Genomic DNA, 23,422 nt, shown 5'->3' on the forward strand with positions numbered 1-23,422 from the left:
GTCCTAAAGTCCAGTTCCAAGATACCGATAAGTTGATTAATGAGATCTCACGTTTTTAAAGCTGCTTTTTTATCGCTTCTTTTGGCCGGGTGTTCGGACGTCACACCGCAAGTCAGCCTTTTGCGAAAAATTCCGGGTCCCGCACAAAACACGGTTCAAAGTCCACCTGTGGAAACTGAACTCGCCAGTGTCGGTGTCTCAACTTCGACCGACGGCTATCACTTGAAGGCCGTTGTTTCAAAAGAGAACAAAGCTGTCCCCTCTATTTCAGCGAACGGTTATAAGCTCGTTCTGGACACCCAGGCCGAGTAAAATTCAGTTAAATAACTAATGATTTATCCACGTAATTCCGAATAGTTATTTGGAATGAAATCTCTTGGTGGGGCTTTTTTATTAGTTGTCGTTCATCTTATGTTCGCGCTCACTGCGCGAGCTGATGGCTATAATATTTCCGGAAAAATTTTAAAACCTGACGGCACTCCTTACTCCGGCAGCGCCGTAAGCTTTCTTCTTGAGGTCACAAATCCTGCAGGGACTTGTGCTCTTTATCGAGAACAAATTGTTGGTGTGGATATGTCCAATACCAAGGGCGCCTTTCACGTCATCTTAGGAAGTGGTTCACGTATATTCCCAACTACTGGAGCATTAGAGAGTCTTTTTAGTAATGACTCTGTTCTTAATTGTTCTGATGGCTCCACGTACACGCCTCTTACTAACGATGAACGCAGTATTAAAATTTCTTTTTACGACGGATCCGCTTGGCAAGCGTTTGCTCAGCAGCCATTGAAATCCGTTCCTCTTTCAACTATTGCGCGCGTTTCAGGAAGTACAAAAACAATCGACACTTATTCTGCAGCCAACTTACTGCGCTCAAAAACAACCGTTCCTGAGCTGACCGCTGCTGATGTCACAAATCTTCAGGCGTTGCTTGGAGGCACATCGACGACTTATTTAAAAACTGAAACTGATCCGACCGTGAAGGCTTTTGCAAAAACAAATCTGCCCACCTGTGCCGTCGGAACTGTTTTAAAATCCGACGGAACAAATTTCTCTTGTGTGACTGACAATGCGGGTATGTCCCTTCCAACGGGGACGGCGGGAAAATATTTACGACATGATGGTACAAACTGGGTGGCTGCGGCTCCTACCATTGCGGATATTACGAATCTTTCGACTCAGTTGTCAGATAAAGTTAGTAAGATGCAGGTCCCTTCTTGTACTGCGAATCAAACAACAAACTATAATTTCATAACCGATGCGTGGCAGTGCTTGGATATCAATCAAGCCTTGGCCGGAGATGTCACTGGAACGATGGCTGCAAACGTTGTTTCTAAAATCAGAAATGTCGCTGTTTCCACAACCACGCCAAGCACAGGACAGGTTTTAAAATTTGACGGAACATCTTGGGCGCCTGCCCCAGATAATACGGGTGCTGGTGGCACTGTGACCAGCGTGGGAACAGGCACTGGCTTAACAGGCGGCCCCGTTACAGGCACTGGAACAATCTCACTTGCTAACACCAGCGTGACCACAGGAACATATGGTTCTGCAAATCAAGTCGGAAGTTTTATAGTCGATGCTCAAGGTCGCCTCACCAATGCAACAAATATAGCTATCAATTTCCCTGTAACTTCGATCGCAACGAAAACTGGAGCCGTCACTTTAGATTACGGTGATATCCAAAGTGCGACGTCAAGATACATGACGTACAAGCCCAACAACATAGCTTGCGCTGACGGACAAATACTCAGATGGGTCGCCTCTGGAACTCGTTGGGAGTGTAGTACAGACACCACAGGTACAGTGACGAACGTTACTAGTGGAAATTCTTATGTCACGGTTGCAAATGGCACGACCACTCCCACAATCACCTTGAATGTCGGTAGCGGTGCTGGCACCGTGGCCGCTGGAAATGACGCTCGTCTATCTGATGCACGAACTCCTGCAGGAGCCGCAACTGGTGACTTGGGTGGTAACTATCCTTCACCGACAGTGGCAAGAATCCAAGGAGTTCCTGTTGATACATCAGCGGGACTTCAAGATGGAGACTCACTGGTGTACAACTCTACAAGCGGCAAATGGATTCTCAAGCGCGCAGGTGGCTGTGAAGCTGGTTGGACACGGGTCAACAAAGGAGCTCCATTTTGTATCAAGCAGATGGATGCGACTCTTAGAACTTTTGGTGCTAGCTTAATTTTGTGTAGTGATGCCGGAGCAGACTTGTGTACGACAACTCAACTTGTACATGCTTGTCGTGATGGAAATAAATTGGCTCTGAATGCTACGGCGTGGACAACTTCTCTGTTTGCGGGGAACGTGGCATTGGCCCTTAATTGCAGCTCTTCTGGAGGAGCCTACGGAGTTTCTTCAGAAGACTTATCAATGGCGCCGGCCAAATCGTCTTACTGTTGCAAACCCGCCAGCAATTAAAAACTGTAACTCACAGCAAGCAGCGCATTCGCGCCACCTAAGAAATAAAACACGGAACGAACTTCAGAACTCTGTTCTTGAGACGCGCTATAAATGTTAGCGACGGCAATCAAGGCGTGCGTGACAACGCGAATCCAACGACGATTTTCTTTTTCCTGCCGTTCTTTAGAAAGATATCGTTGCAAGACTTCGTTTTTTTCTGCGAGTGATAAAGACGATCCATCAATCGCATAAAAGAAAGAATCCACTTCATTCCCCGTCCAATAGTAAGTAGCGCCAAGACCAATGGCAGCGAGTCCCACATTTGAAGTGATAGCAAAGATAGTGCGACTAAAGACTTCTTCCGACTGATGATAAGCGATAGTGCCGCCGATAGCTGCGACAGCACCCGAGATCATATATCCCAACCCTGCCCGCTCATCTTCTTTTTGTTGTTCTAAAACGAAATGACGAAATTCATTCCACTGCGCGGCTCCATCGTAAGTCACTTCTCTTTCGAAAGCCCATGAGGCGCACGATAAGAATAAAATAAAAGCCGCGAAAAAAATCATTCTCATAGTGTCACTCCGAACTGGATAAATACTCCACGGGCTTCTTTTTCATCCCAATAAGAAAGACCCGTTGAGAAGCTCTTGTAAGAAACCAAAAATCCAGCGGCATGGTCGTATTCAGAAACACTTAGAACAGCTTGCAAAATACCCAGCTTGTAGGTCAAAGCTCCACGATAGGCATCTCTGAAGTTTTTAGTTTGAGAATTTACTTCTACTTGTAGACCTACTTCTAAAAGGCCCAACGGCACTAAAGGTTTTACGGAGGCTCCTAACAAACCTTCGGGTTGTATGGGATATTGCTCCGTCTTGCGACTGCTAACTCCCCAATGCGCAAGGACGGCGGAAATTTGAGGCTGCCATACGAGATTTTCCCACGCATACAGAATGCCGGGCTCGAGATAAATTAAATCTTGCGTTTCAGAATCGAAAAGATCTTTGTTATCCCCAGCTAAAGTTTCGCTCACCGCAAAATATTGTCCAATAAAACGAACATGTGTGTAACGCGCTTGAAGTCCCGCATAGAAGTTATCGTGCACGTAGCTGGCGATTTGTCCCTTGATACTTTGTTCTTCAGCGACGATCAAATCCACCATGGGAAGAGATGGGTTTTCAAAACGACTGACAGCAACCAAACGATACGGTTCAATCGAGACGCCCCAAGTGGATGCTTGAAAAGAAGCTTCTAAAGAAATTTCGGCGTCGATGGATTCACGATGGGCAAAAAACTTTGTCACGGCTTGCTCATTGTCGTTTCCATTTAAAAGATTTTCGGCTTCTTTTAGATACTCTGCCTGAGTTCCTAAAAACAAATCCGTGTCGAACCGTGGTTTGCGTTCCTTGGCGATCGAAGCGGGGTTGCATGGAAGTCCCCGTTGCACGCTATCTAAGGTGTAACAAGCACTGCCCAACGAGCGCGATAAAAACCGTGTGCTTCCATCTCGCAGTGTCGCAGGAAGCGTGTCCGCGAACGATACTTGCGTTGAAATTAAAAAAATAAAGACGATTGATTTTAAAAACACATCTTCTCCCGAGGCCACGGAAGAGCTTCTGCATCTTTTTTAATTTGCGAAAGACGATTTGAAATATCTTGATAATCTTTTTCTCGTTCAGGAAAAGCACCACGCAAGTCTTCTAAAAGAAATAGCAAACCATCAACAATGCGCAATCCCCAATCAAAGTACGGACGAAGATCATCGGTGCAAACTTGCGACTTGCTTTGAATTTTCCAACTCTTTGTTCCTTGAACAACTGAGGACTTTAACAACACCACTCGCAAAGTCGCACTGTAAAGTCGCGCACCCGGCTCTGGTACACCTTCTAAAACTTTTAAGGCACTTTGCAAATCACGTCGTCCGCCCGGGCTCACATCGGGAACTCGATTCCACCGTTCTGAATAGCGAGCCAATGTGTTCATTAATTGTGATGTTTGTTGATCAATGGACAATCCCGTTAAACGCAGAGTTTGTGGCGTGATGTTTTTCACAACAACGAATGAATAGATCTGTTCAATCTTCACTCCCGCTCTACCAGCGTATGCAGATGCAAGAGCCATCTTCACGTGAAAGTGCGGATCCACAGCAGAAAGTTTTGTGAAATACGCGATCGCTTCATCGTAATTCCCACGATCCATCATCGAAAAACCTGTCGACAAAGATTTCTCGCGAGTGAGTGGCTCTTCTTTTGACTGACAAGAAGAGAGTACGAAAATGAACGCACATAGAGCGAATTTCAGTTTTGTTTGCATAGTGAGGCGGGATATTAACGCCGCGCATTGGAAAATTCGACAGGCCACGCAACGCACTATAATTAATTCATTGATCCTTACTTCCCAGCAATATACCCCTGCGACCATGTAACACTTCTAAGGAGAGTGACATGTTTCGTAACTTGATTTTGCTAGTATCACTTTTCTTGGGCGTTTCTGCTCAAGCTGCCGTTTGGACCGATGTGAATCAATGGTCTCCAGCTTATGAAGCTCGTTTCAATGAGTGGGTGCGCACGGAATGGCGCGTGGATTTCTTCTCTCGCAAATCTCTTCCAAACGGACAGAGCAATCCTTATTACGGAATGCGCGTGGACTGTGCTGACACAGTTTATTCTATGCGTATCATTTTCGCGTTTGAAAACCGTTTGCCATTCGTGATTCAAGATCCGACGGCTTCTGGAAAAACTTTATCTAATAAGATGAGCCGTTGGGATTCACAAAGCGAGATCAATCGTCTTCGTCAATTCTTGTGGTTCATGTATGAAACTGTAAGCACTCGTTCACTTCCGAACGATACGTATCCAGTGGCGATCAGCCGCGACACTATTCGTTCTGGTGCTTTGATCATGACAACTAAAAAGAATCACCACTCTTGGACAGTGAAAGAAATCCTTCCGATTGGTGTTCCTCACTTGGTTTACAACTCTGTGGTGGGTTCTGCTTCTGGTTACGGTTTGCAAGAACGTCAATCATGGCCAAATCCTGACTGGGTTTTTGAAGGTGAATTTTCTGTTTCCGGAAATGCGGGTTTCCGTTACTGGAGACCTGAATCTTCTTTGAACCGTCCTGTGTGGGAAGTTCCAGGATACAGCGATGAACAATATCGCATTCCTTTGAACAAATGGGTTCGTTACGTGCAAAACCGTTTGGCTTTGCGCCAAGAAACTGACAACCAAATGATCACTCGCTTGCTTAAAACGACTTGCGAAGGATTCACAGGTCGCGTGACTTCTGTAAATGAAGGTTTGGCTTACTTGAAATCAAACTCTCGTTGCATGGACTATGCGACTTACGACACGTATTCGACTCCAAACAGAGACCGTCGTATTTTTGACGACTTCATGGCGTTGCGCCGCGCTTACCGTGAAATCTTGCACATCAACGGCGGCAATCAGTTGGATGCAACAGTCGTTACTCAATTGAACAAAATCTTCCCTGCGATCAATCAGTCTGCAGCGACAGAAACTGCGCAAATGGGGCCTTCTGTACAAACCGGCGCTTCCGTTTGTGTGACAGCGTATCTTCCAGGCAAAGCGATGGATTTAGCTGAGTTCAAGCGCAGAATTTTCGCGGGACTCATCTCTAACAATCCACACGATGACGGTGCTTACCGTTGGGGTGAAGTGCGTGGACCTTCGCAGCGTGCAAGAAGCTGCCAATCATGGGATCCTTGGAGCCCGGATCTTAGCCAAGAATAGGAACTATGAAACCGATTAAATTAAAAACATGGATTACATGGGGCCTGATCCTTTTTGGATTAGGTCTTTTCACTGATTACTTTTTCTTCCATATACTTTTTCATGCGAAAAACGGAGCGGTCGCAACCCAAGAAACAGGTGCTGTGATCACTTCTTCTCCTGCAGAAAATCAGAATACAAAAACTCCTGATAATTCTTTTTTGGGAGAAGCTACTGACACAGAAGCAGATGCAACGTCTTCTAGCAAAGATAACTTTTTAGAATCTTTGCAGCTCTGTGCTCCGGAAGTTGCGGCACAAGCCATTGCGACTCCTGAAGCTTTGATTGAATACTTACAAAAAAGTGTCGGCGTTAAAGAAGAAGAAATTTCTTTAGAGAACTACCATCTTACATTGGCTGATGGTTCCAAACGCCGCGTGCACGTTATCACTTCGGACAACACCAACAGCCCTGATAAAAAAGAAATTCGTTTCTTTAAATTGGATGAAGAAGGTTACCCGGAACGTCTTCCGTTAAAAGGAAATGAGACGGTGGCTTCGTTGCTAGCACAAGGAAAGATCACGAAGCACGAAGTGAAGTCTCAGTTGGTGCTTAAAGACGGCTCTTCTGTTGCTCTTGAAAAGCACGACAGTAAGGTGTTTGAGTTTCAGTACAACAATCACGGCAAAACTCTTTCTTGCCGCTTTAAAGACTGTCAGTGCCCGTAAGGCCAAGGCCCAAGGTCTAGGACCGCATTAAGTTCCTGACATAGTATTTCAAATCACAGCCCCTCTGTTTAACATTGTCAGCAGAGGGGCTTTTTTATGCAAAAAGACGGTTCGTTTTTACATAGCCGAAGTTTGTGGATCTACTACACCCTCTTTTTTTCAGGCTCACTGGTGTTGGTCTATCAAGCTTTCGCATGGGACATTGTCGGCGACTCCGTAAACTTTCTTTGTCTGCTGTTTTTACTGAACGGATTTCTGACTCGTCGGCCTTTACATATTTTAGAAAATTCATTTCTAATGACAGTGGGATATATTCTGCCGCTGCTAATTCGCAACTCTTTAAAACTGAGTTACACGGAAGCTCCATCCATCGCGGAATTCTTAAAACTCGCGATGAAATCCACCTCTGTGACGTTGATGCTTGGTTGCGCTTTTTCGTGCTTGGGCTATTTCCTTGTGCAGATATCGCAAAAATTGATGCAGCTAAGTCGTAGCAAAATCACAACTCGCTCTTATCACGACGAATAAAATTCATTTAGTCGCCGGTAGAACCTTGAAGCTGCGCTTGTTCAAAGCGGTTTTGTTCTTCCATCACAAGTTGCGAAATTTCTCTTTTTAAATCATTAAAATCCGGAGACGCCGGATTGCGGGGGCGCGGAAGCTCGACGTGAATATCTTTTTTTACGGTGCCTGGACGGTAACTCATCACGATGATTCGATCTGATAAATAAATCGATTCTTCAATCGAGTGCGTAACAAAGACTATCGTCTTTTTAAGTTCACTCCAAAGCTTTAGCAATTCATCTTGCAGACTTCGCCGAGTCAATGCATCCAACGCGCCAAAAGGTTCATCCATCAACATGATCGGAGAATCCAAAGCCAAAACTCTGGCGATAGCGACCCGTTGTCTCATCCCTCCCGAAAGATCTTTCGGAAAGCGGTCCCGGAAATCCGTGAGCTTGAGCATTTTCAATAATTCATTCAGTTTGTTTTCAATCTTCTGAGAATTTTCTTTTTTAATTTTTAAACCAAACGTGATGTTCTCAGCCACAGTCATCCAAGGAAAGAGCGCGTACTCTTGAAAGACCATGCCGCGATCAGGGCCCGGCAATAAGACCACTTTTCCATCAACGCGAATTTCACCTTGTGTGGGTAAAGAAAATCCCGCGATGGCATTAAGAAGCGTGCTCTTCCCGCATCCAGAAGGTCCCAATAAACACACAAACTGTCCTGCTGAAATATTAAAGTCGATATCACGAAGAGCGACAACGTCTTTGCCTTCGCCGTAAAAAACTTTGTGGACATGATCGATTTCAATTTGCGTGGTTTCGCTCATTCCAAACCTCGATGCCAACGCAAAAGATAATTATTAAGTCTGCTGACTCCGGTATCGATTGCAAGTCCCAATAAACCAATAGAAAACATGCCAGCGATAATTTTGTCAGACCAGAAGTATTCGCGTGCTTCCAGGATGCGATATCCAAGTCCGTTGTTGACCGCGATCATCTCTGCCACGATCATACAAATAAATCCGGTACCAATTCCGATGCGCACGCCGCTTAAAATGTACGGCATCGCTGCTGGCAAGATCACTTTTAAAAACATCACGCGAGGATTGGCTCCCAGATTTCTTGCCGCTCGAATGTAAATACTGTCCACGGCTCTGACTCCCACGATGGTGTTCATTAATACCGGAAAGAAAGCGCCCAGACTGATCAGAAAAACCGCGGGAGGGTCCCCAAGACCAAACCACAAAATAGCTAACGGAATAAAAGCAATCGGAGGAATCGGACGAAGCACTTGAATCAGAGGATTAAAGTAATCATAAATATGAGTGCTTGCTCCCATCAAAAGACCTAAAGGCAGTGCGAGTCCCGCGCCGATGATAAATCCCACGGCGACACGATAAGAACTTGCGATAAGATCACGGATAAGTTCTCCGGAAAAAAGCCATTTAATGTAAGAGCCTTGCGCGGGATCATAAGCTTCGTATGGTTTCAGATATTCATACCATTTCATCAAAACAGCAGTAGGTGCCGGCAGCACTTGAGGGTTCACTCCTCCGAAACGCACAACAAGCTCCCACACAATCAGTATGGCAGCGGGCACCCAAAATCCTTTTATGGCCGACGTCCATGCTATTTTCAAACTTCAACTCCTAAGGAACTCCCATGGATTTTTTGGCGTCTGCAAGAAGATCCAACTTCACCCAGTCCACTGCTTTGGGAGGATTTTTCATTCGACCGACGCCATACTTTTGCATAAGGTCCGTTGTGATTTGCATGTGCTCCACAGTGAGGTCATACGTGTACTCCGCATTCCCCATAGCGTCCTTGAAATCTTGAGGAGTGATTTGTCCTTTGAACATTTTTTCGATCACATATTTCTGCGCAAGATCGGGTTTTTCAATGAAGGTCTTTGTCGCATCAACAAAACATTTCATAAATCTTTCGGCGACGGCTTTTTTATTTTTGTACATGGTCTCTGTCATCACGAGTGTACGAATCGGTTCTCCCATTGGAGTGTCGTAAGGCTTGATAAGCTCCACGCCGTAACCTTTATTGATGGCCTGTGAAGACTGGGGTTCACTCTGTGACATGGCATCGATGTTTTTTGCTTGAAGTGCTTGATTCAAATCCGCGAAGGCCATAAAAACAATTCTCACGTCTTTTCCAGGCTGTTCAGACCAGGTGAGATTGTTTTTAGCAAGTTCGGCGTACAATAGAAGTTCTTGAGCCCCGCCGCGAGCTACGCCCACTTTTTTGCCTTTAAGTTCTTTGACCGACGTGATTTTTAAATCAGGGCGCACAACAATGCGCGCCCCGCCTTTCGCAAATCCAGCAACGGCGTAAATCGGCGCGCCACCTGCTCGCCCCGCAATGGCGGCATCTGCGGCACTGGCGGCGACGTCAATCTCTCCAGCGATGATAGCCGGGATGATGTCGAGACCTTTTGCGAAAACTCTTTCTTGAACTTTTAATCCGTATTTTCCGCAGTGTTCAGTGAGATAACTAATGGCACCGTAGTGCGCGAATTTTAAATTTCCAACACGGACTAGATCGGGGGCTTGCGCTTTTGCATCGAAGTTAAGAATGGAGAGAATCAGAAGAAAGAAAAAACTAAGTATGAGTTTTGAGTGACGCTGATGAGCTTGCTGCATACGACCTCCTTACTTTCAACAACCCTATCCCACTCCCGAATACCCCGACTCGCAATAAGTCTTATGACATCGATTTAATATGCCTAACGACAGATGACGTTTATGAAATGATGTTATTTGTCTTTTCACGACTATAATAAAACAAACATAAGATCTAAAAAATTTTAAAGGAGTCCTTCATGAAACAAAAAGCACACGCAAGAAAAACCACTGGCGCAAAGAAAACAAGAACTACGACTTTAAAAGCAAAGACGAAAGCCAAAGCAAGCCCTAAGAAACAAGCCATGTCTAAACTCGCTACAAAAGCAAAGCCAGCTCCTCGCAGCAGAGCAAAAGTGGAATCCACTTTGGAAACGCCTCGTGAGCCTTCACGCGAAATGGAAAGTTTGACGGAACAACCTAAAATGAAAATTTCTAGAAAAAACAGCGGCACATTCCGCGAGAATCAAAGAAGCCAATCACAACCAAATTCTGTGAATCCGGCAGGCCGCAGATAATTTAAAACGGCATGAAGCCTGAGCGCTTTGCGCCCAGGCTCCGTTTGGCTTTCGCCGATTAAATCCAAAGACTTTTTACACCGCGTTCAATCGCGACTTCTTTTGCAAGTTCATAACCTGCATCCAAATGTCTGAAGACGCCCATTGCTGGATCGGCCGTCAAAACGCGCTCTAAACGACGAGCCGCTTTTTCAGTTCCGTCAGCAACGATCACTTGTCCTGCGTGTTGGCTGTAACCCATGCCGACACCACCGCCGTGATGCAAGCTCACCCACGTCGCTCCACACGCTGTATTCACAAGCGCATTAAGAAGAGCCCAGTCACTCACAGCATCTGATCCATCTTTCATCGCTTCGGTTTCACGATTTGGTGAAGCCACAGAACCGCAATCCAAATGGTCACGACCGATCACGATCGGAGCTTTCACTTTTCCTTCCGCTACTAGTTGATTGAACATCAGACCGGCTTTTGCGCGCTCGCCGTATTCAAGCCAGCAGATACGCGCAGGCAAACCTTGGAATGCGATACGCTCTTCCGCCATATCCAACCAACGAAGAAGATCTTTTTTATGAGGGAAAAGTTTTCTCATCGCATCGTCAGTCACTTTGATATCGTTTGGATCACCTGACAAAGCCACCCAACGGAAAGGACCGCTGCCTTTGCAGAACAAAGGACGGATGAATGCCGGAACAAATCCCGGGTAATCAAACGCATTCTCAACACCCGCTTCATAAGCGCGCGCGCGAAGGTTGTTACCGTAGTCAAATGTCACAGCACCGCGGTCTTTCATGATAAGCATACCGCGAACATGTTTTGCCATCGCATCGTAAGCCGCTTTCAAATAAGCTTTTTGATCGCGCTCACGGAATTCTTTTGCCGTCTCTACTGTGTAACCTTCAGGGATGTAACCCACCAAAGGATCATGTGCTGACGTTTGATCCGTCAAAAGATCTGGAGTGAATCCTTTTTCGATCAATTGATGAATCACTGTGGCCATATTGCCAAGAAGTGCGATGGATTTTGCTTCTCCCGCTGCCGTGTATTTTTTGACACGCGCAATGGCATCATCAAGATCTGTTGCGACTTCATCAACGTATTTTGTTTCAAGACGTTTTTGAATACGAGTTGGATCAATTTCAACGGCAAGAACGCAAGCACCCGCAAACACACCCGCAAGAGGTTGAGCTCCGCCCATTCCTCCTAGGCCCGCTGTCAAAATCACGCGGCCTTTAAGACTTCCGCCAAAATGTTGGCGACCCGCCTCAACGAATGATTCATAAGTTCCTTGGATGATGCCTTGAGTTCCGATGTAAATCCAAGAACCCGCCGTCATCTGTCCGTACATCATCAAACCCTTTTTATCGAGTTCGTTGAAAACTTCCCACGTCGCCCACTTAGGAACAAGGTTTGAGTTTGCAAGAAGGACGCGAGGAGCATCTTCGTGAGTTTTCAAAATACCAATTGGTTTTCCAGATTGAACAAGAAGAGTTTCGTCATTCTCTAGATTTTTTAGAGCTTCCAAAATTTTATCGAAAGACTCCCAGTTGCGAGCCGCTTTTCCTATACCACCATACACAACCAAATCTTCAGGACGCTCGGCCACTTGAGGATCTAAGTTATTTTGAATCATGCGGTAGGCCGCTTCTTGCAGCCAGCCTTTGCAGACCATTTTATTTCCAGTTGGGGCTTTTATAACTCGAGACATTTTTCCTCCGGGAGGTACGCCGTACCTTTTTGAATTGCACTGCGTAGCTATAAATTAATTTTATCCTATATTGCTTTGTTCTGCTTCAGCTTACGCGCCATCAGCGCTACAGCTCTGCCGGCGTCCGCCGACTACCACTCCAGCTCGCCGACAGTTTTTTGTACAACGGCTTGAAGTTCACCAGAAACCATCATCGCTTTGATCGCTTCAACGTCCTTTGAAAAAACACGGTCTTCGCTCGCGAAGGGCACTGTTTTACGGATATGATCGTAAACGGCTTTCACCGCAGCCGAAGGTTTTAATGGAGCAAGCAAGTCCAAAGCCTGGCATGCTGACAACATTTCCATCGCGACAACGTTTTCAGCGTTACGCAAAATCTGAGCAAATTTGCGAGCGGCAATCGTACCCATAGAAACGTGATCTTCTTTTTCAGCCGATGTCGGAATAGAATCCACACTCGCCGGATGTGCCAAGACTTTATTCTCACTCACCAATGAAGCTGCCGCTACTTGCACAATCATATGACCTGAGTTCAATCCACCGTTCGGAGTTAAGAATGCTGGAAGCTCACTCATCTGCGTTGAAATCATTTTTGAAATACGGCATTCGCTAATACTTGCTTGAGAAGAAATCGCAATCCCCGCGAAATCCATCGCGTGCGCCACCGGCATCCCGTGGAAGTTACCGCAAGAAAGAACTTTATTCGCATCCGCAAAAACCAACGGATTGTCTGTTGAAGAGTTCGCTTCTGTTTCCAAAACTTTTGTCACGTATCTCAAAGCATCTTTCGCAGCTCCGTGAACTGCAGGCATACAACGAAGAGAATAAGCATCTTGCACGCGTGGATCGTTCACCGCATGGCTTTCAGAGATTTCACTTTTCTCTCCCATGAGCTTCATCAAGTTGCGCGCAGTTTTTGCTTCACCTGGATGAGGACGAGTTGCGGAGATCAACGGATCAAAAGCCTTGCGAGTGCCGCGAAGACCTTCAAGTGACATTGCTCCTGCGAGATCCGCCATCCACAGAAGACGTCTTGCCTCCCACACGGACAACAAACCGATGGATGTCATCACTTGGCAGCCGTTGATCATTGAAAGACCTTCTTTTGCTTTCAGCTCCAGAGGTTTGATATTTTTTTCTTTCAGAAGTGTTTGCACAGGGACGATTTTGCCATCAGCTCCCCAGGCATCGCCCTCACCGATAATCGTTAAAGCCAGGTGTGAAAGCGGAGCCAAGTCCCCACTCGCTCCCACCGAACCTTGAGAAGGAACGACCGGAATGATGTCGTTATTAAGGAACTCAAGAATTTTTTCGACAACCAACGGACGAATACCGCTATGGCCTTTTGCCAAAGCATTGGCACGAAGAACCATCATCGCACGCGTTTCTTTTTTCGTGAATGGAGTTCCGACACCCATGCTGTGAGAGCGGATCAAATTTTTTTGCAATTGTTCAATTTCGGAATCGGAAATACGAACGGAAGAAAAAGCACCAAAGCCGGTGTTCACGCCATACATCACTTCGCCGCTAGAAATACGGCCTTCGATGTAGTCGCGGGATTTTTGCATCTGCGCTTTCCCTGTCGCAGAAAGTTCCGCTTTGATTTGCGGATTGTGAGCAATTTCAAAAAGGTTTTCGAGCGTGATGTTTTCACCAGTAATCTGCATAGTTCGGACTTCTCCTGAAAGGCCCGCATCCTAGCGCATGGACTCTATTTTAGGTACTTTCAAGCCTCTTTTTGCTCCGCATTATCGCACCTTATTAAGAGGTTTCTCTCCCCTTGCTCCTTAGAAAAATGTAAATCTGACTTTATGAATGAGATTAAAATCACGGACACGTTGGAAGGCACTGGCAAGGCGGCGGAAAAAGGCGCGCTTTGTTTTTGTCATTACGAAGGATTTCTGGAAGACGGAACAAAGTTTGATTCCTCTTACGATCATGGCCGCCAATTTGAGTTCGTTGTGGGTTCAAAGAAAGTGATTCAAGGTTGGAGCCAGGGAATCTTGGGAATGAAAGAAGGCGGAAAACGCACGATCTTTGTTCCTTCTCACCTTGCCTATGGTGAGCGACAGATTGGGAAATTTATTAAACCGCATTCAAATCTAATTTTTCATGTCGAGCTTTTTGAAGTGCGACCGCGAGAGTAAATTTCAAAAAAAAAGAGGAGCTGAACCGCTCCTCTTCTCGTTTTAAATTTTGAATTTTAATTAGAATTCAAGAGGCAATGAAACGGAAAGAACGTAAGAGTCGTTCTTAGTATCACCAGGAATCGTAACGCCATCAAGTTCAGTGAATTTTTCATTCACATACTCAAGATTCAAAGAAATAAAGGGAAGACCTGTGAAGCCGACACCCACTTTATAGCTTGTACCTTTTGCCTTTCCTGAGTTCTCGAATTTCATTTCATCCATAAATCCGTAACCTACCCAAGCTCTTAACAAAATAGGGAAATCCATTCCGACAACACCGTAAAGTGTACTTCTTTTGCCATCTTCATTTGGCAAACTGTCGGGCTTTGAAGTTCCGCTTACACCCAATGTGTAATCCAAACCACCCCAGAAAAAGATCGGTGCCGCGTAAGCCAAACGAAGGCCTACTTGTGAACCGTCAAACTTACCGTCTGGATTTTTCGTTTTTCCCATTTCATAACCAAGATATGGTTCAATAAGAATTCCGGCGTGGGATACGCTCGTAAAGCCTAGTGCCAAAGCAAAAACCAACAACAGCTTTTTCATAGAAGTCCTTCTCCTTTTGTAATCCTAAAATCATTGTGGATCCTTTAAAATTTTGAAGGGACTCGTGTGCACGGTCAACGGTGAGACCCTTTCTGAAACACTATTTTCTCAAAAAGGTCCAGGTTTCCCGTACCTAAGTTTACGTCTTGTCTCCACTTGCTCCACGGAGGGCTTTTATGTTGCGTACATATAAAGACGACAGAGAGTTCTACTCTTCACTCCCTCGTAAACGCATCGGCGCAGGAGCCTTGCTTTTTTATAAACACGAATTGTTGATTGTCCAACCCACTTACAATCCCGGATGGATTTTACCGGGAGGCACTGTGGAAGGAGAAGAATCTCCGATGGAAGGATTGCTTCGAGAAGTTAAAGAAGAGCTTCAGTTAATCATTGAACCGACACTTCTTTTATCCGTCGATTACATTCCGAATCTGGATGTCAAAGGAGAGTACATTCAATTTCTTTTTGCCGCCAAAGATCTGACAGAATCCCAAGTTCAAAAAATCAAACTGCAAGAATATGAACTGCGCGACTATAAATTTCTTGCGGTGAATGAAGCCTTGGAACTTTTGACTCCGCCGGTAAGCCGACGTGTTGCGAGCACTTTGCACGCTCACGAAAAATATCAGGGAGCGATTTATTTAGAAAATGGTCGACCGTATTTTGAAAAAGAAAAACACATCACTATTTCTATTTAACTCCGACACTGCCTTCTTTTTTATTTTTTCTTTCCGTGGCTTCCTCTGAAGAACGATCTTCGGGAGACATATTGTTAAGCGCAGGTCCGTTGAGCACTTCGCCGTATTTATTAAACCGCGAACCATGCACAGGACAATCCCAAGTTCCTTCCGCTTCATTCCAGTGTACGACACCACCCATATGCGGGCACTTCGCGGAAAGACGGTGAAACATTCCATCTTCACCGCGATATACGGCAATCTTGGAAAGGCCTTCAGAAATCACACAGCCCTGTCCTGGAATCAGTTCTTCTAAATCTTTGTTGTCACCTTTTGAAATCCAGTCGCGGTACTGAATACCCGTTTGAATATTTTCTTTGATAAAACGGGAAACACCTTTCCAGTTAAAACGACTGGGGTTGTAGAGAGCCGCCCAAGGGTGACTTCCCACCGTGATCAAATCAGAAAGAATCATCGAAGCAATGGCTCCATGAGTGATGCCATGACCGGAATCTCCTGTAGAAATATAGACGTTGTCAAAGTCGCCGGGATTTCGGCCAATATAAGCGAGCCCGTCCATGGGCTCAATGATCTGCCCCGACCAGGAAGCGACAACCTCCCCTTCAATTTGAAGACGTCGCTCAGCCCAATCTCGCAGCCTAAAAAATCTATTATCAGAAGTTCCGCCCTGACCAACGCGGTGATCCTCACCGCCGACGATCAAAACATCATAATCTTCTTTGGAATTCGTATGAAAGCGCAGAAAGTGATAAGGCATTTCCGTATCCCAAAAAAGGCAGGGTGCCTTCATTCCTCGCGGCACTTTTAAAGCCACCACGTAGGTTCGATAAGCAGCTTCTTTGAAGTGCACTTTCATCCAGTCATTAATAGGGACATTGGTGGTCACAACGATGTGCTTGCAAGAAATACGATGGCCCGACGAGGTCTCTACATAAGTATCTTCCCCGCCTTGAAATTTTTCCGCATGAGTCAGGGGATATATTTGCGCTCCGCGAGCAAGAATATTTTCGCAAATTCCGCGCGCAAACTTCAAAGGGTCTATTTGCGCCTGTCGAGGAAACTTTAGACAAGCGCCCGCATCGAAAAACTGTTCTTCTGCCTCCTCAACAAGATGAGCATCGAAGAAACCAGCGTCATGGACTGCCGCCATTTCCATTTCCAAAAATCGCCGATCATCACCTTCACCTAAAAAAAGATACCCCGGCACTCTTTGAAAATCACATTGAATGTCTTCTTCTTTCACCAAGTGTTCAATCAAGTCAATCGCTGCCGTATGACTGTTGTAAGCAAGCCGTGCGCCCTCGCGTCCGTGCCATTTACGAATATTCACATAACCGTCATCAAGAGCATTTGATAAATGAGCTGTTGAGTGAGCCGTTTCATTAAAGCCTAAAAGATCTTTTTCAAGAATGACGACGTCGAGTCCTTTGCGCATCAAACGATAGGCCGTAAGAAGTCCAGCAATACCCGCACCCACGATGCATACGTCCGTCTTTAAAGACGTATCCAAACTTTTTAATGCGGGAAAAGCAGTGTGCTCTTGCCACAGGGATTGAGTATGTTGCTGGGCATGCGCCATAAACTCCTCCTAGAAATAGATCCTTTAATTAGAAGGAAACTTTCTCAAGAGGATTTCACGAGTGTGAGTATTTACAAACTTTATAATTTGAGAGTTGTGATAGCCGTTTTATAATCGCGACCGAAAACATAACTGCCCGCTACAAAAACATCTGCTTCATGGCACAGCTTTGCTGTTTCTTCGTTGATGCCGCCGTCGACTTCAATCAAATAAGAGAAATTATTTTTCTGACGTTCCTCACGAAGGCGCGAGATTTTTGCGATTTGATCGTGCATGAAGGACTGCCCGCCAAAGCCAGGCTCTACAGTCATCACTAAAACAAGATCACACAAAGGCAAAAGAGGAAGGATTTCATCAATCGATGTGCGAGGGCGCAAAGTGATTCCCGCTTTTGCGCCTAATTCACGAATGCGCATCAAAGTTCCCGCAGGATCGGGTGTCGCTTCCACGTGAATTGTTAAATAATCACTGCCCGCTTTGATAAAAGCTTCAACATAGCGTTCAGGATTTTCAATCATCAAATGCACATCCAAAGGAATCGGAGAAACTTTTTTAAGAGACTTCACAACCGGAATACCGATTGTGATATTCGGCACAAATCGTCCGTCCATCACGTCCACGTGAATCCAGTCTGCTCCCGCTGCCGAGACGGCTTTGATTTCTTTTTCAAGATTTGCAAAATCCGCAGACAAGATAGAGGGAGCGACCATTTTAGACACCGAGTTTGTCTCCTGCTTTAAGACTGTTGCCTTTTAAGAAGTCTTCCACCTTCATGCGATTACGGGATTCAGGTTGAACTTCGTAGAGTTTTAAAACGCCTTCCCCGCAGGCAACAGAAATATGATCGTCATAAATAGCTGTAATTGTACCGGCGGATGCCGACAGTGCCGGAGCGTCGGCTGAAGCAGCAACGGCTGATCGATGCAATTTCAACTTCTTTCCTTGCAACAAAGTATAAGTTCCCGGTCCATATACGAAACCACGAATTTTTCCATCAATAGATTTCGCAGAAGCATTCCAATCAATCAGTGATTCCTGCTTTTCAATTTTTTTAGCAATCGTCACTTGCGCTTCATCTTGCGGAATCGGAGCTAAGTTTCCACGAACGTAGTCCATCAACTCGACACGAAGTAAATCAGCACCAAGGACCGCCAATTCATCATGCAGTTCAAGCGCATTCATCTCAGGTTTGATTTTCACACGACGAATGCCGATGATGTCGCCGGCATCAAGCTTCTTCACCATCTTTTGAAGTGTCACACCACTTTCAACATCACCCGCTTCAATCGCGCGTTGAATCGGAGCGGCTCCACGCCAACGCGGCAAAATAGAACCGTGCACATTCACACAGCCAAAACGGAAAGAATCTAAAAAGCTTTGTGTAAGAATTTGTCCAAATGCCACAACAACGCCGACTTCAGCGCCCCAGCTTTGGATTTCATCAAGGATTAATTGATTTGCTTTTAACGACTCTGGAGCAAGAACTTTCAGTCCGTGCGCCTGTGCCACCATTTTCACAGGGCTTGGGGTCAGTTGAAGTTTGCGTCCCGCAGGACGATCGGGTTGAGTCACAACACCTACGACCTCAAAATGCTCATCGGCAAGAAGAGCTTTTAATGAGGTCACGGCAAAATCAGGAGTTCCTAGAAAGCAGACTCGGACCTTACTCACACATCACATTTTTCTCCGGCCTTCGCCGGCGTGTCTTCAGAAGCAGCTTCCGCTTTGTCTTTCACAGGATAGCCGTATTTTTTAATTTGGTTTTTGATTTTGTTACTCTTCACAAAACTCAAGTGATCGACAAAAAGAGTTCCCTCTAAATGATCCAATTCATGCTGCATGCAAATCGCAAGAAGACCGTCGGTTTTCACGATGAACTCTTTGCCGTTCACATCATAGGCTTTCATTTCGATGTAGTTAAAGCGCTCAACAGTTTCGTAGTAACCAGGAATCGACAAACAACCCTCATCAAAAGTTGTTTTGCCTTCGCCTTTAACGATTTCAGGGTTGATCAAAATCAAAGGCTGTTGAACAGCGGCTTCAAGTTCTGTCATTTCTTCGTATTTGTAACGACGACCTTTCTCATCTTTTGGACGAGTGTCGATAACAACCATGCGTTTTAACTCACCCACTTGCGGAGCAGCAAGGCCAATGCCGTGAGCGTCGTACATCGTTTCAATCAAATCCTCGGAGAGTTTTTTGATTTCAGGTCCAAAGGTCTCCACCGGTTGCGAAACTTCACGCAACTTTGGATCCGGGAATGTGAGGATTTTCATGATCATAGGAACCTCCGAGAGGCCTCCATTATATCAGCGTTTCAGCCTTTTGAGAAGAACCAAGGCCAACCCTGACATGACAATGTTAGGCGCCCAAGCCGCCGCCACCGGAGGAAGTGTTCCATGCTGTCCCAAGGTGATTCCCGAGGAATAAAACACATAATAAGCAAAGACCAAGGCCAAACAGATCCCGACATTGAGCATGGTGCCCCCGGAGCGAGCCCTCCCCACACTGAAAGGGATGCCTAAAAGACACATCACAAGTCCCGCAAAAGCAAAGCTGATTTTCGCGTGATAATCGACCTCGTAAGCGACGGTATCAAGGCCGGCGTCCTTATTCTTTTTGATGAAGTACTCAAGTTCTTTTTGTGACATCATGTCAGCGGTCTGCCCGGCACTTTGCAAATCTTTGGAGTCTTCAGCCATCACAATACTTTTGGTTTTAAACTGACTTGTCAGAGGGAAACTGGAGTCCTTGCTGAACACCGTGACTGCCCCATTTTCAAGCAACCACTGCGAGCCTTGAATATGCACCTCACGCGCCGTGATCATCTGAACGAGATCCCAAACGTCGTTAAAGAAGTACATCGTCAGCCCTTGCGCTCCATCCCCTTTGGCATTCAAAGTCTGAATGTTGAAGATGGAATTTTTCGAACGGTACCAAATCTTATTCGTCTTGATTGTCGAAAAACGGTGCGGTTCTTTTTTGAGGTCGTAATACAAAATATAATTCTTCTCTTTGATCGCCTTGGGCATGACCTTATCGGCGGACCAAAAACCAATCAGAGAAATCACGGCAACCCAAACTAAAATCGGCAGAGTGATGCGCAGAAGACTCATTCCACTCGCAAATAACGCGACGAGTTCATTGGCTTTATTGAGGCTTGAAAGAGTTAAAATAGTGCCCATTAAACAGGCGACCGGAAGCAATTTTGAGATGATCTCTGGAAAAGAATACAAATAGTAATTTATAAGCGCCGTCGGAGCGACATTCTTATAAGTCACCATGGTGGACATCGCGTCTACAGCGGTAAATAAGGTCAAAAAAACCAAGAGGCCACCGATGAAGTAGCCCCAAAATAACCAAGATGTGTATCTATCGATTCTGTTCACGTCTAAATGTTACCTTGACTAGAATTGAAATTCCTATTTTACTTTCATTATGGCTTTACGCGTCTTGCTTGCAGATGAGAGTTCCACAATCAAAAAAGTAATGCAACTGGCATTGTCTGACTTCGCTGTCGAAGTTAAGGCCGTTCCTGTGGGCCTCGATGTCCTGGCTGTGACCAAAACTTTCAAACCCGATATCATTTTTGCCGATGTGCTTTTAACCAAACGTTCTGGTTATGAAGTTTGCGCGGATATCAAAAATGATTCTGAGACTGCTCACATTCCTGTTGTTTTGATGTGGAGTGGCTTCATGGAAATCGACGAAGCCAAAGCCACCGACTGCAAAGCCGATCGCCGTTTGGAAAAACCTTTCGACGCCGACCATTTGCGTTCGATTGTGAACGACCTTGTTAAAAAGACGAAAGCAAATCCTGTCAGTGATTTCCTCACGTTCCCGCAAATGCCGGACTTCGAGGAAACTCCGGAAGAGATTTCTCCAGCTCCTATCCAAAACGAAAACATCTACGCCATTCCAGAAGCCAAAGAAGAGAGCTTCTTGAATATTCCAGAAGTCGAAGACGTTGATGCCAATCCTTTGGAAGTTGCTGATGAAGAATTCTCTGCTGTTCCTTTGACGACGACTCCAAAGATGACCGAAGAGCACGACGAAGGTGGCTGGGCTCACCAAGATTTGACGAAATTTAAGATTCAATTGCCTGAAAACGAAACAGGCGATTTTGCCTCTAAGTTTGTCATCCCGCAAGATGACGAATTGTCACACGCGCATATCGAAGTCGCGGGTGATTTTGAGGAAATCAGCTTCGAAAAACCCGAGCGCGAGGCCACAAAGACCAAAGCTCCGGTGGGGACGGATTCTTTTGTTTCCAAAGTAGAAAAATCAGTCAAAGATCAAATGATGGAGACTCTGCAAAAAGGCCGTGCGGCAACGCCACCTTCTGCTGCGCCTTCGTCTAATGCTCAGCCCAATACGCAATCCAAGATGGACTTAAACAGCAATATGATGGAAAAGATTATTCGTGAGGAAGCTCGTGAAATGATTGAATCCATTTGCTGGAAGGTCATTCCTGAGATCGCGGAACGTGTGATCCGCGAAGAAATCAATAAGATCCTCAAAGATACTGAGAAATCCATTTAAGCGCGTCGTTTTCTTTTCATAAGCACGGCGTGCTTTTGAAAGAGGTCGATTGCCATGACATTGCAAGAACTCATCCGCGCCGCCATCAAAGAAGACATGCCCCATGGGGACGTCACTACAGAATCTTTAGCTTTAAAACCTCGTTTGGGTCGCGCGCGCCTCAAAGCCAAGGAAGACATCGTTCTTTCCGGAGCGATGGCCTTTGAACAATCCATGCAAATGCTAGAGCCTACCTGCCGCGTGAAATGGCATTTTGAAGAAGGCGATGAGATTTTAAAAAATCAAATCATCTGCACGATTGAAGGCGACCTTGTGCAAATCTTGAAAGCTGAACGCGTGGCCCTGAACTTCTTGGGTCATCTTTCGGGGATTGCGACTCACACTCGCCGCTTTGTAAAACAGATCACGGGAACAAAAACAAAAATTCTCGACACTCGTAAAACAACGCCCGCTTTCCGTGATCTTGAAAAACGCGCCGTCGTTCATGGCGGTGGTGTCAATCACCGTATGAACTTGAGCACGGCAATCTTAATCAAAGACAATCATATTTCTGTGATGGGCGGAATTACGAATGCCGTGAATCGCGTTCGTGAATACAGCCAACTTCCAATTGAAGTCGAAGCGCGCACATTGGATGAAGTTAAAGAAGCCGTAGAGATGAAAGCTCAACGCATTCTTCTTGATAACATGGATAATGAAACACTTAAAAAAGCCGTGGCGATGGTTCCTGCTGAAATTGAAACAGAAGCGAGCGGCAATATGAATTTAGAACGCGTTCGTTCCGTGGCTGAAATCGGTGTGAACTATATTTCTGTCGGCGCTTTGACTCACTCTGCTCCTTGCGCTGACGTGAGCCTTGTTTTCCAGTGGGAGGACTAAGATGAACGACACTCCTTTAGCTGACATTCGCATTGGACAAGTGACCTCTCAGTGGGCAGAGAACAATCATCTTTTTGTGTCTTATAAATCTCAGCAAGCCAGCACTAATGAACTTGCTAAGGAAGAGGCCTTTGAAGAAAATCTTCAGGAAGAATCTTTGTGCCTTTATCTGACGGATCATCAAACTGCGGGCCGCGGTCGCGGCAAAAACAGTTGGATTGATGCGCAACCGGGAAGTTCGCTTTTAAGTTCTTGGTCTTTTCTTTTAAAAATCAAACCTCAACCAACGACTTCGTGCCTTGTGGGCCTAGCTGTTTATCGTGCGTGCTCAACGACATGGCCGTTTCTACCTTGGAACTTAAAAGCGCCAAATGACATTTACATCGGTGCGAATAAAGTTGCAGGTATTTTGCTTGAGAGTCTTATTCAAGGTGATAACGTTCGCTTGATTGTGGGTCTTGGTTTTAACGTCACGTCTTCTCCGAAAGATGTTGAGATCGCGACAAGCCTTTTAGAGTCTTTGCCTCCGGGCGCTCCTCTTTTAGGGCAAGACTACATGGCGTTCTTAGATCGTTTGTTGTTTGAATTAACGGATGCTCTTTCTCACAGTGATGAGGCCTTAAGTCCGACGGATCAGTTGTCACTTCTCATGGCCTTAAATCAGCATCCGCTTTTGAAAGAAAAATACACAGGCATGGAGGCTGACGGCAGTCTTCATATCGGTGATAAAAAAATCAGTTGGACAGCTCTTTAGGA

General features: G+C 45.6%; 25 protein-coding genes. 11 read left to right on the top strand and 14 right to left on the bottom strand.

Translation table 11 applies throughout. The annotated features are described in order from the left end of the window. Positions 1-39: 39 nt before the first annotated feature. Together AAAA78_RS12615 and AAAA78_RS12620 are read left to right on the top strand one after the other, a co-directional pair. Positions 40-312: a hypothetical protein gene (locus AAAA78_RS12615; RefSeq protein WP_340592397.1), complete on the top strand. Its 273-nt coding sequence runs from the start codon at positions 40-42 to the stop codon at positions 310-312. Positions 313-366: 54 nt separating this feature from the next. Further along, positions 367-2,430 carry a hypothetical protein gene (locus AAAA78_RS12620; protein ID WP_340592398.1) on the top strand — a complete coding sequence of 688 codons (2,064 nt, stop codon included), beginning with the start codon at positions 367-369 and terminating at the stop codon, positions 2,428-2,430. Here AAAA78_RS12620 and AAAA78_RS12625 read toward each other — a convergent pair. The 3 genes from AAAA78_RS12625 to AAAA78_RS12635 are packed head-to-tail and all read right to left on the bottom strand — an operon-like array spanning position 2,427 to position 4,725. Continuing rightward, complete coding sequence (locus AAAA78_RS12625) at positions 2,427-2,987, bottom strand: hypothetical protein (protein WP_340592399.1); 561 nt, start codon at positions 2,985-2,987, stop codon at positions 2,427-2,429. The genes AAAA78_RS12620 and AAAA78_RS12625 overlap by 4 nt on opposite strands. Beyond that, the gene (locus AAAA78_RS12630; protein WP_340592400.1) at positions 2,984-4,000 is read right to left on the bottom strand and encodes a hypothetical protein; all 1,017 of its coding nucleotides are present in this window, start codon (positions 3,998-4,000) and stop codon (positions 2,984-2,986) included. Before AAAA78_RS12630 ends, AAAA78_RS12625 begins: the two co-directional genes overlap by 4 nt. After that, positions 3,991-4,725, bottom strand: coding sequence for a hypothetical protein (locus AAAA78_RS12635; RefSeq protein ID WP_340592401.1), 735 nt, complete (start codon positions 4,723-4,725; stop codon positions 3,991-3,993). The genes AAAA78_RS12630 and AAAA78_RS12635 overlap by 10 nt, the downstream gene beginning before the upstream one ends. Before the next feature lie 131 nt (positions 4,726-4,856). Between AAAA78_RS12635 and AAAA78_RS12640 the strand changes: the two genes are divergently transcribed. From AAAA78_RS12640 to AAAA78_RS12650, 3 genes are all read left to right on the top strand, one after another. Then, positions 4,857-6,164 carry a hypothetical protein gene (locus tag AAAA78_RS12640; RefSeq protein WP_340592402.1) on the top strand — a complete coding sequence of 436 codons (1,308 nt, stop codon included), beginning with the start codon at positions 4,857-4,859 and terminating at the stop codon, positions 6,162-6,164. A 5-nt stretch (positions 6,165-6,169) separates the two neighbouring features. Next, the gene (locus AAAA78_RS12645) at positions 6,170-6,871 is read left to right on the top strand and encodes a hypothetical protein (RefSeq protein WP_340592403.1); all 702 of its coding nucleotides are present in this window, start codon (positions 6,170-6,172) and stop codon (positions 6,869-6,871) included. A gap of 96 nt (positions 6,872-6,967) precedes the next feature. Next, entirely contained in the window at positions 6,968-7,399 is a 432-nt protein-coding gene (locus AAAA78_RS12650; RefSeq protein ID WP_340592404.1) for a hypothetical protein, read from the top strand. A 7-nt stretch (positions 7,400-7,406) separates the two neighbouring features. Here the strand turns inward: AAAA78_RS12650 and AAAA78_RS12655 are convergent, their stop codons facing one another. From AAAA78_RS12655 to AAAA78_RS12665, 3 genes are read right to left on the bottom strand one after another with little or no spacing between them, the layout of a single operon-like run. Next, positions 7,407-8,207, bottom strand: coding sequence for an ABC transporter ATP-binding protein (locus tag AAAA78_RS12655; protein WP_340592405.1), 801 nt, complete (start codon positions 8,205-8,207; stop codon positions 7,407-7,409). After that, the gene (locus tag AAAA78_RS12660) at positions 8,204-9,019 is read right to left on the bottom strand and encodes an ABC transporter permease (protein ID WP_340592406.1); all 816 of its coding nucleotides are present in this window, start codon (positions 9,017-9,019) and stop codon (positions 8,204-8,206) included. Before AAAA78_RS12660 ends, AAAA78_RS12655 begins: the two co-directional genes overlap by 4 nt. A 10-nt stretch (positions 9,020-9,029) precedes the next feature. After that, positions 9,030-10,031, bottom strand: a complete 1,002-nt coding sequence (locus AAAA78_RS12665; protein WP_340592407.1) for an ABC transporter substrate-binding protein — start codon at positions 10,029-10,031, stop codon at positions 9,030-9,032. Between the two features lie 179 nt (positions 10,032-10,210). On the opposite strand from AAAA78_RS12665, the gene AAAA78_RS12670 reads away from it, so the two are divergent. Further along, on the top strand, positions 10,211-10,528 hold the full coding sequence (locus tag AAAA78_RS12670) for a hypothetical protein (RefSeq protein WP_340592408.1): 318 nt from the start codon (positions 10,211-10,213) through the stop codon (positions 10,526-10,528). A gap of 58 nt (positions 10,529-10,586) precedes the next feature. On the opposite strand, the gene hutU is transcribed toward AAAA78_RS12670, so the two are convergent. Next, positions 10,587-12,233, bottom strand: a complete 1,647-nt coding sequence (gene hutU, locus AAAA78_RS12675; protein WP_340592409.1) for a urocanate hydratase — start codon at positions 12,231-12,233, stop codon at positions 10,587-10,589. A 131-nt stretch (positions 12,234-12,364) separates the two neighbouring features. Next, the gene (gene hutH / locus AAAA78_RS12680; RefSeq protein ID WP_340592410.1) at positions 12,365-13,900 is read right to left on the bottom strand and encodes a histidine ammonia-lyase; all 1,536 of its coding nucleotides are present in this window, start codon (positions 13,898-13,900) and stop codon (positions 12,365-12,367) included. Positions 13,901-14,044: 144 nt separating this feature from the next. Here hutH and AAAA78_RS12685 point away from each other — a divergent pair, with 144 nt between their 5' ends. Next, complete coding sequence (locus AAAA78_RS12685) at positions 14,045-14,380, top strand: FKBP-type peptidyl-prolyl cis-trans isomerase (protein ID WP_295905052.1); 336 nt, start codon at positions 14,045-14,047, stop codon at positions 14,378-14,380. A gap of 60 nt (positions 14,381-14,440) precedes the next feature. On the opposite strand, the gene AAAA78_RS12690 is transcribed toward AAAA78_RS12685, so the two are convergent. Next, positions 14,441-14,968 (bottom strand): outer membrane beta-barrel protein, encoded by a 528-nt coding sequence (locus tag AAAA78_RS12690; protein ID WP_340592411.1) that lies wholly within the window; start codon positions 14,966-14,968, stop codon positions 14,441-14,443. A 176-nt stretch (positions 14,969-15,144) separates the two neighbouring features. On the opposite strand from AAAA78_RS12690, the gene AAAA78_RS12695 reads away from it, so the two are divergent. Continuing rightward, the gene (locus AAAA78_RS12695; protein WP_340592412.1) at positions 15,145-15,666 is read left to right on the top strand and encodes an NUDIX hydrolase; all 522 of its coding nucleotides are present in this window, start codon (positions 15,145-15,147) and stop codon (positions 15,664-15,666) included. On the opposite strand, the gene AAAA78_RS12700 is transcribed toward AAAA78_RS12695, so the two are convergent. The 5 genes from AAAA78_RS12700 to lptG all read right to left on the bottom strand — a co-directional run bounded on the left by AAAA78_RS12700 (position 15,659) and on the right by lptG (position 20,634). Beyond that, positions 15,659-17,245: an FAD-dependent oxidoreductase gene (locus AAAA78_RS12700; protein ID WP_340592413.1), complete on the bottom strand. Its 1,587-nt coding sequence runs from the start codon at positions 17,243-17,245 to the stop codon at positions 15,659-15,661. The two genes, AAAA78_RS12695 and AAAA78_RS12700, sit on opposite strands and share 8 nt — an antisense overlap. A gap of 80 nt (positions 17,246-17,325) precedes the next feature. Beyond that, positions 17,326-17,955, bottom strand: coding sequence for a ribulose-phosphate 3-epimerase (rpe, locus tag AAAA78_RS12705; RefSeq protein WP_340593636.1), 630 nt, complete (start codon positions 17,953-17,955; stop codon positions 17,326-17,328). 1 nt (position 17,956) lies between these two features. Next, positions 17,957-18,916, bottom strand: coding sequence for a methionyl-tRNA formyltransferase (fmt, locus tag AAAA78_RS12710; protein ID WP_340592414.1), 960 nt, complete (start codon positions 18,914-18,916; stop codon positions 17,957-17,959). Beyond that, entirely contained in the window at positions 18,913-19,527 is a 615-nt protein-coding gene (gene def, locus AAAA78_RS12715) for a peptide deformylase (protein ID WP_340592415.1), read from the bottom strand. Before def ends, fmt begins: the two co-directional genes overlap by 4 nt. 27 nt (positions 19,528-19,554) lie before the next feature. Next, complete coding sequence (gene lptG, locus AAAA78_RS12720) at positions 19,555-20,634, bottom strand: LPS export ABC transporter permease LptG (RefSeq protein WP_340592416.1); 1,080 nt, start codon at positions 20,632-20,634, stop codon at positions 19,555-19,557. A 49-nt stretch (positions 20,635-20,683) separates the two neighbouring features. Here lptG and AAAA78_RS12725 point away from each other — a divergent pair, with 49 nt between their 5' ends. Genes AAAA78_RS12725 through AAAA78_RS12735 form a run of 3 tightly spaced genes read left to right on the top strand, consistent with a single transcriptional unit; the run spans position 20,684 to position 23,420 of the window. After that, the gene (locus AAAA78_RS12725) at positions 20,684-21,787 is read left to right on the top strand and encodes a response regulator (protein WP_340592417.1); all 1,104 of its coding nucleotides are present in this window, start codon (positions 20,684-20,686) and stop codon (positions 21,785-21,787) included. Positions 21,788-21,841: 54 nt separating this feature from the next. After that, positions 21,842-22,666, top strand: coding sequence for a carboxylating nicotinate-nucleotide diphosphorylase (gene nadC, locus AAAA78_RS12730; RefSeq protein ID WP_340592418.1), 825 nt, complete (start codon positions 21,842-21,844; stop codon positions 22,664-22,666). A gap of 1 nt (position 22,667) precedes the next feature. After that, positions 22,668-23,420, top strand: coding sequence for a biotin--[acetyl-CoA-carboxylase] ligase (locus AAAA78_RS12735; RefSeq protein WP_340592419.1), 753 nt, complete (start codon positions 22,668-22,670; stop codon positions 23,418-23,420). The last annotated feature ends 2 nt before the right edge of the window (positions 23,421-23,422 follow it).

Source organism: Bdellovibrio sp. BCCA (assembly GCF_037996825.1).
In the GTDB taxonomy this organism is placed as follows: Bacteria; Bdellovibrionota; Bdellovibrionia; order Bdellovibrionales; family Bdellovibrionaceae; genus Bdellovibrio.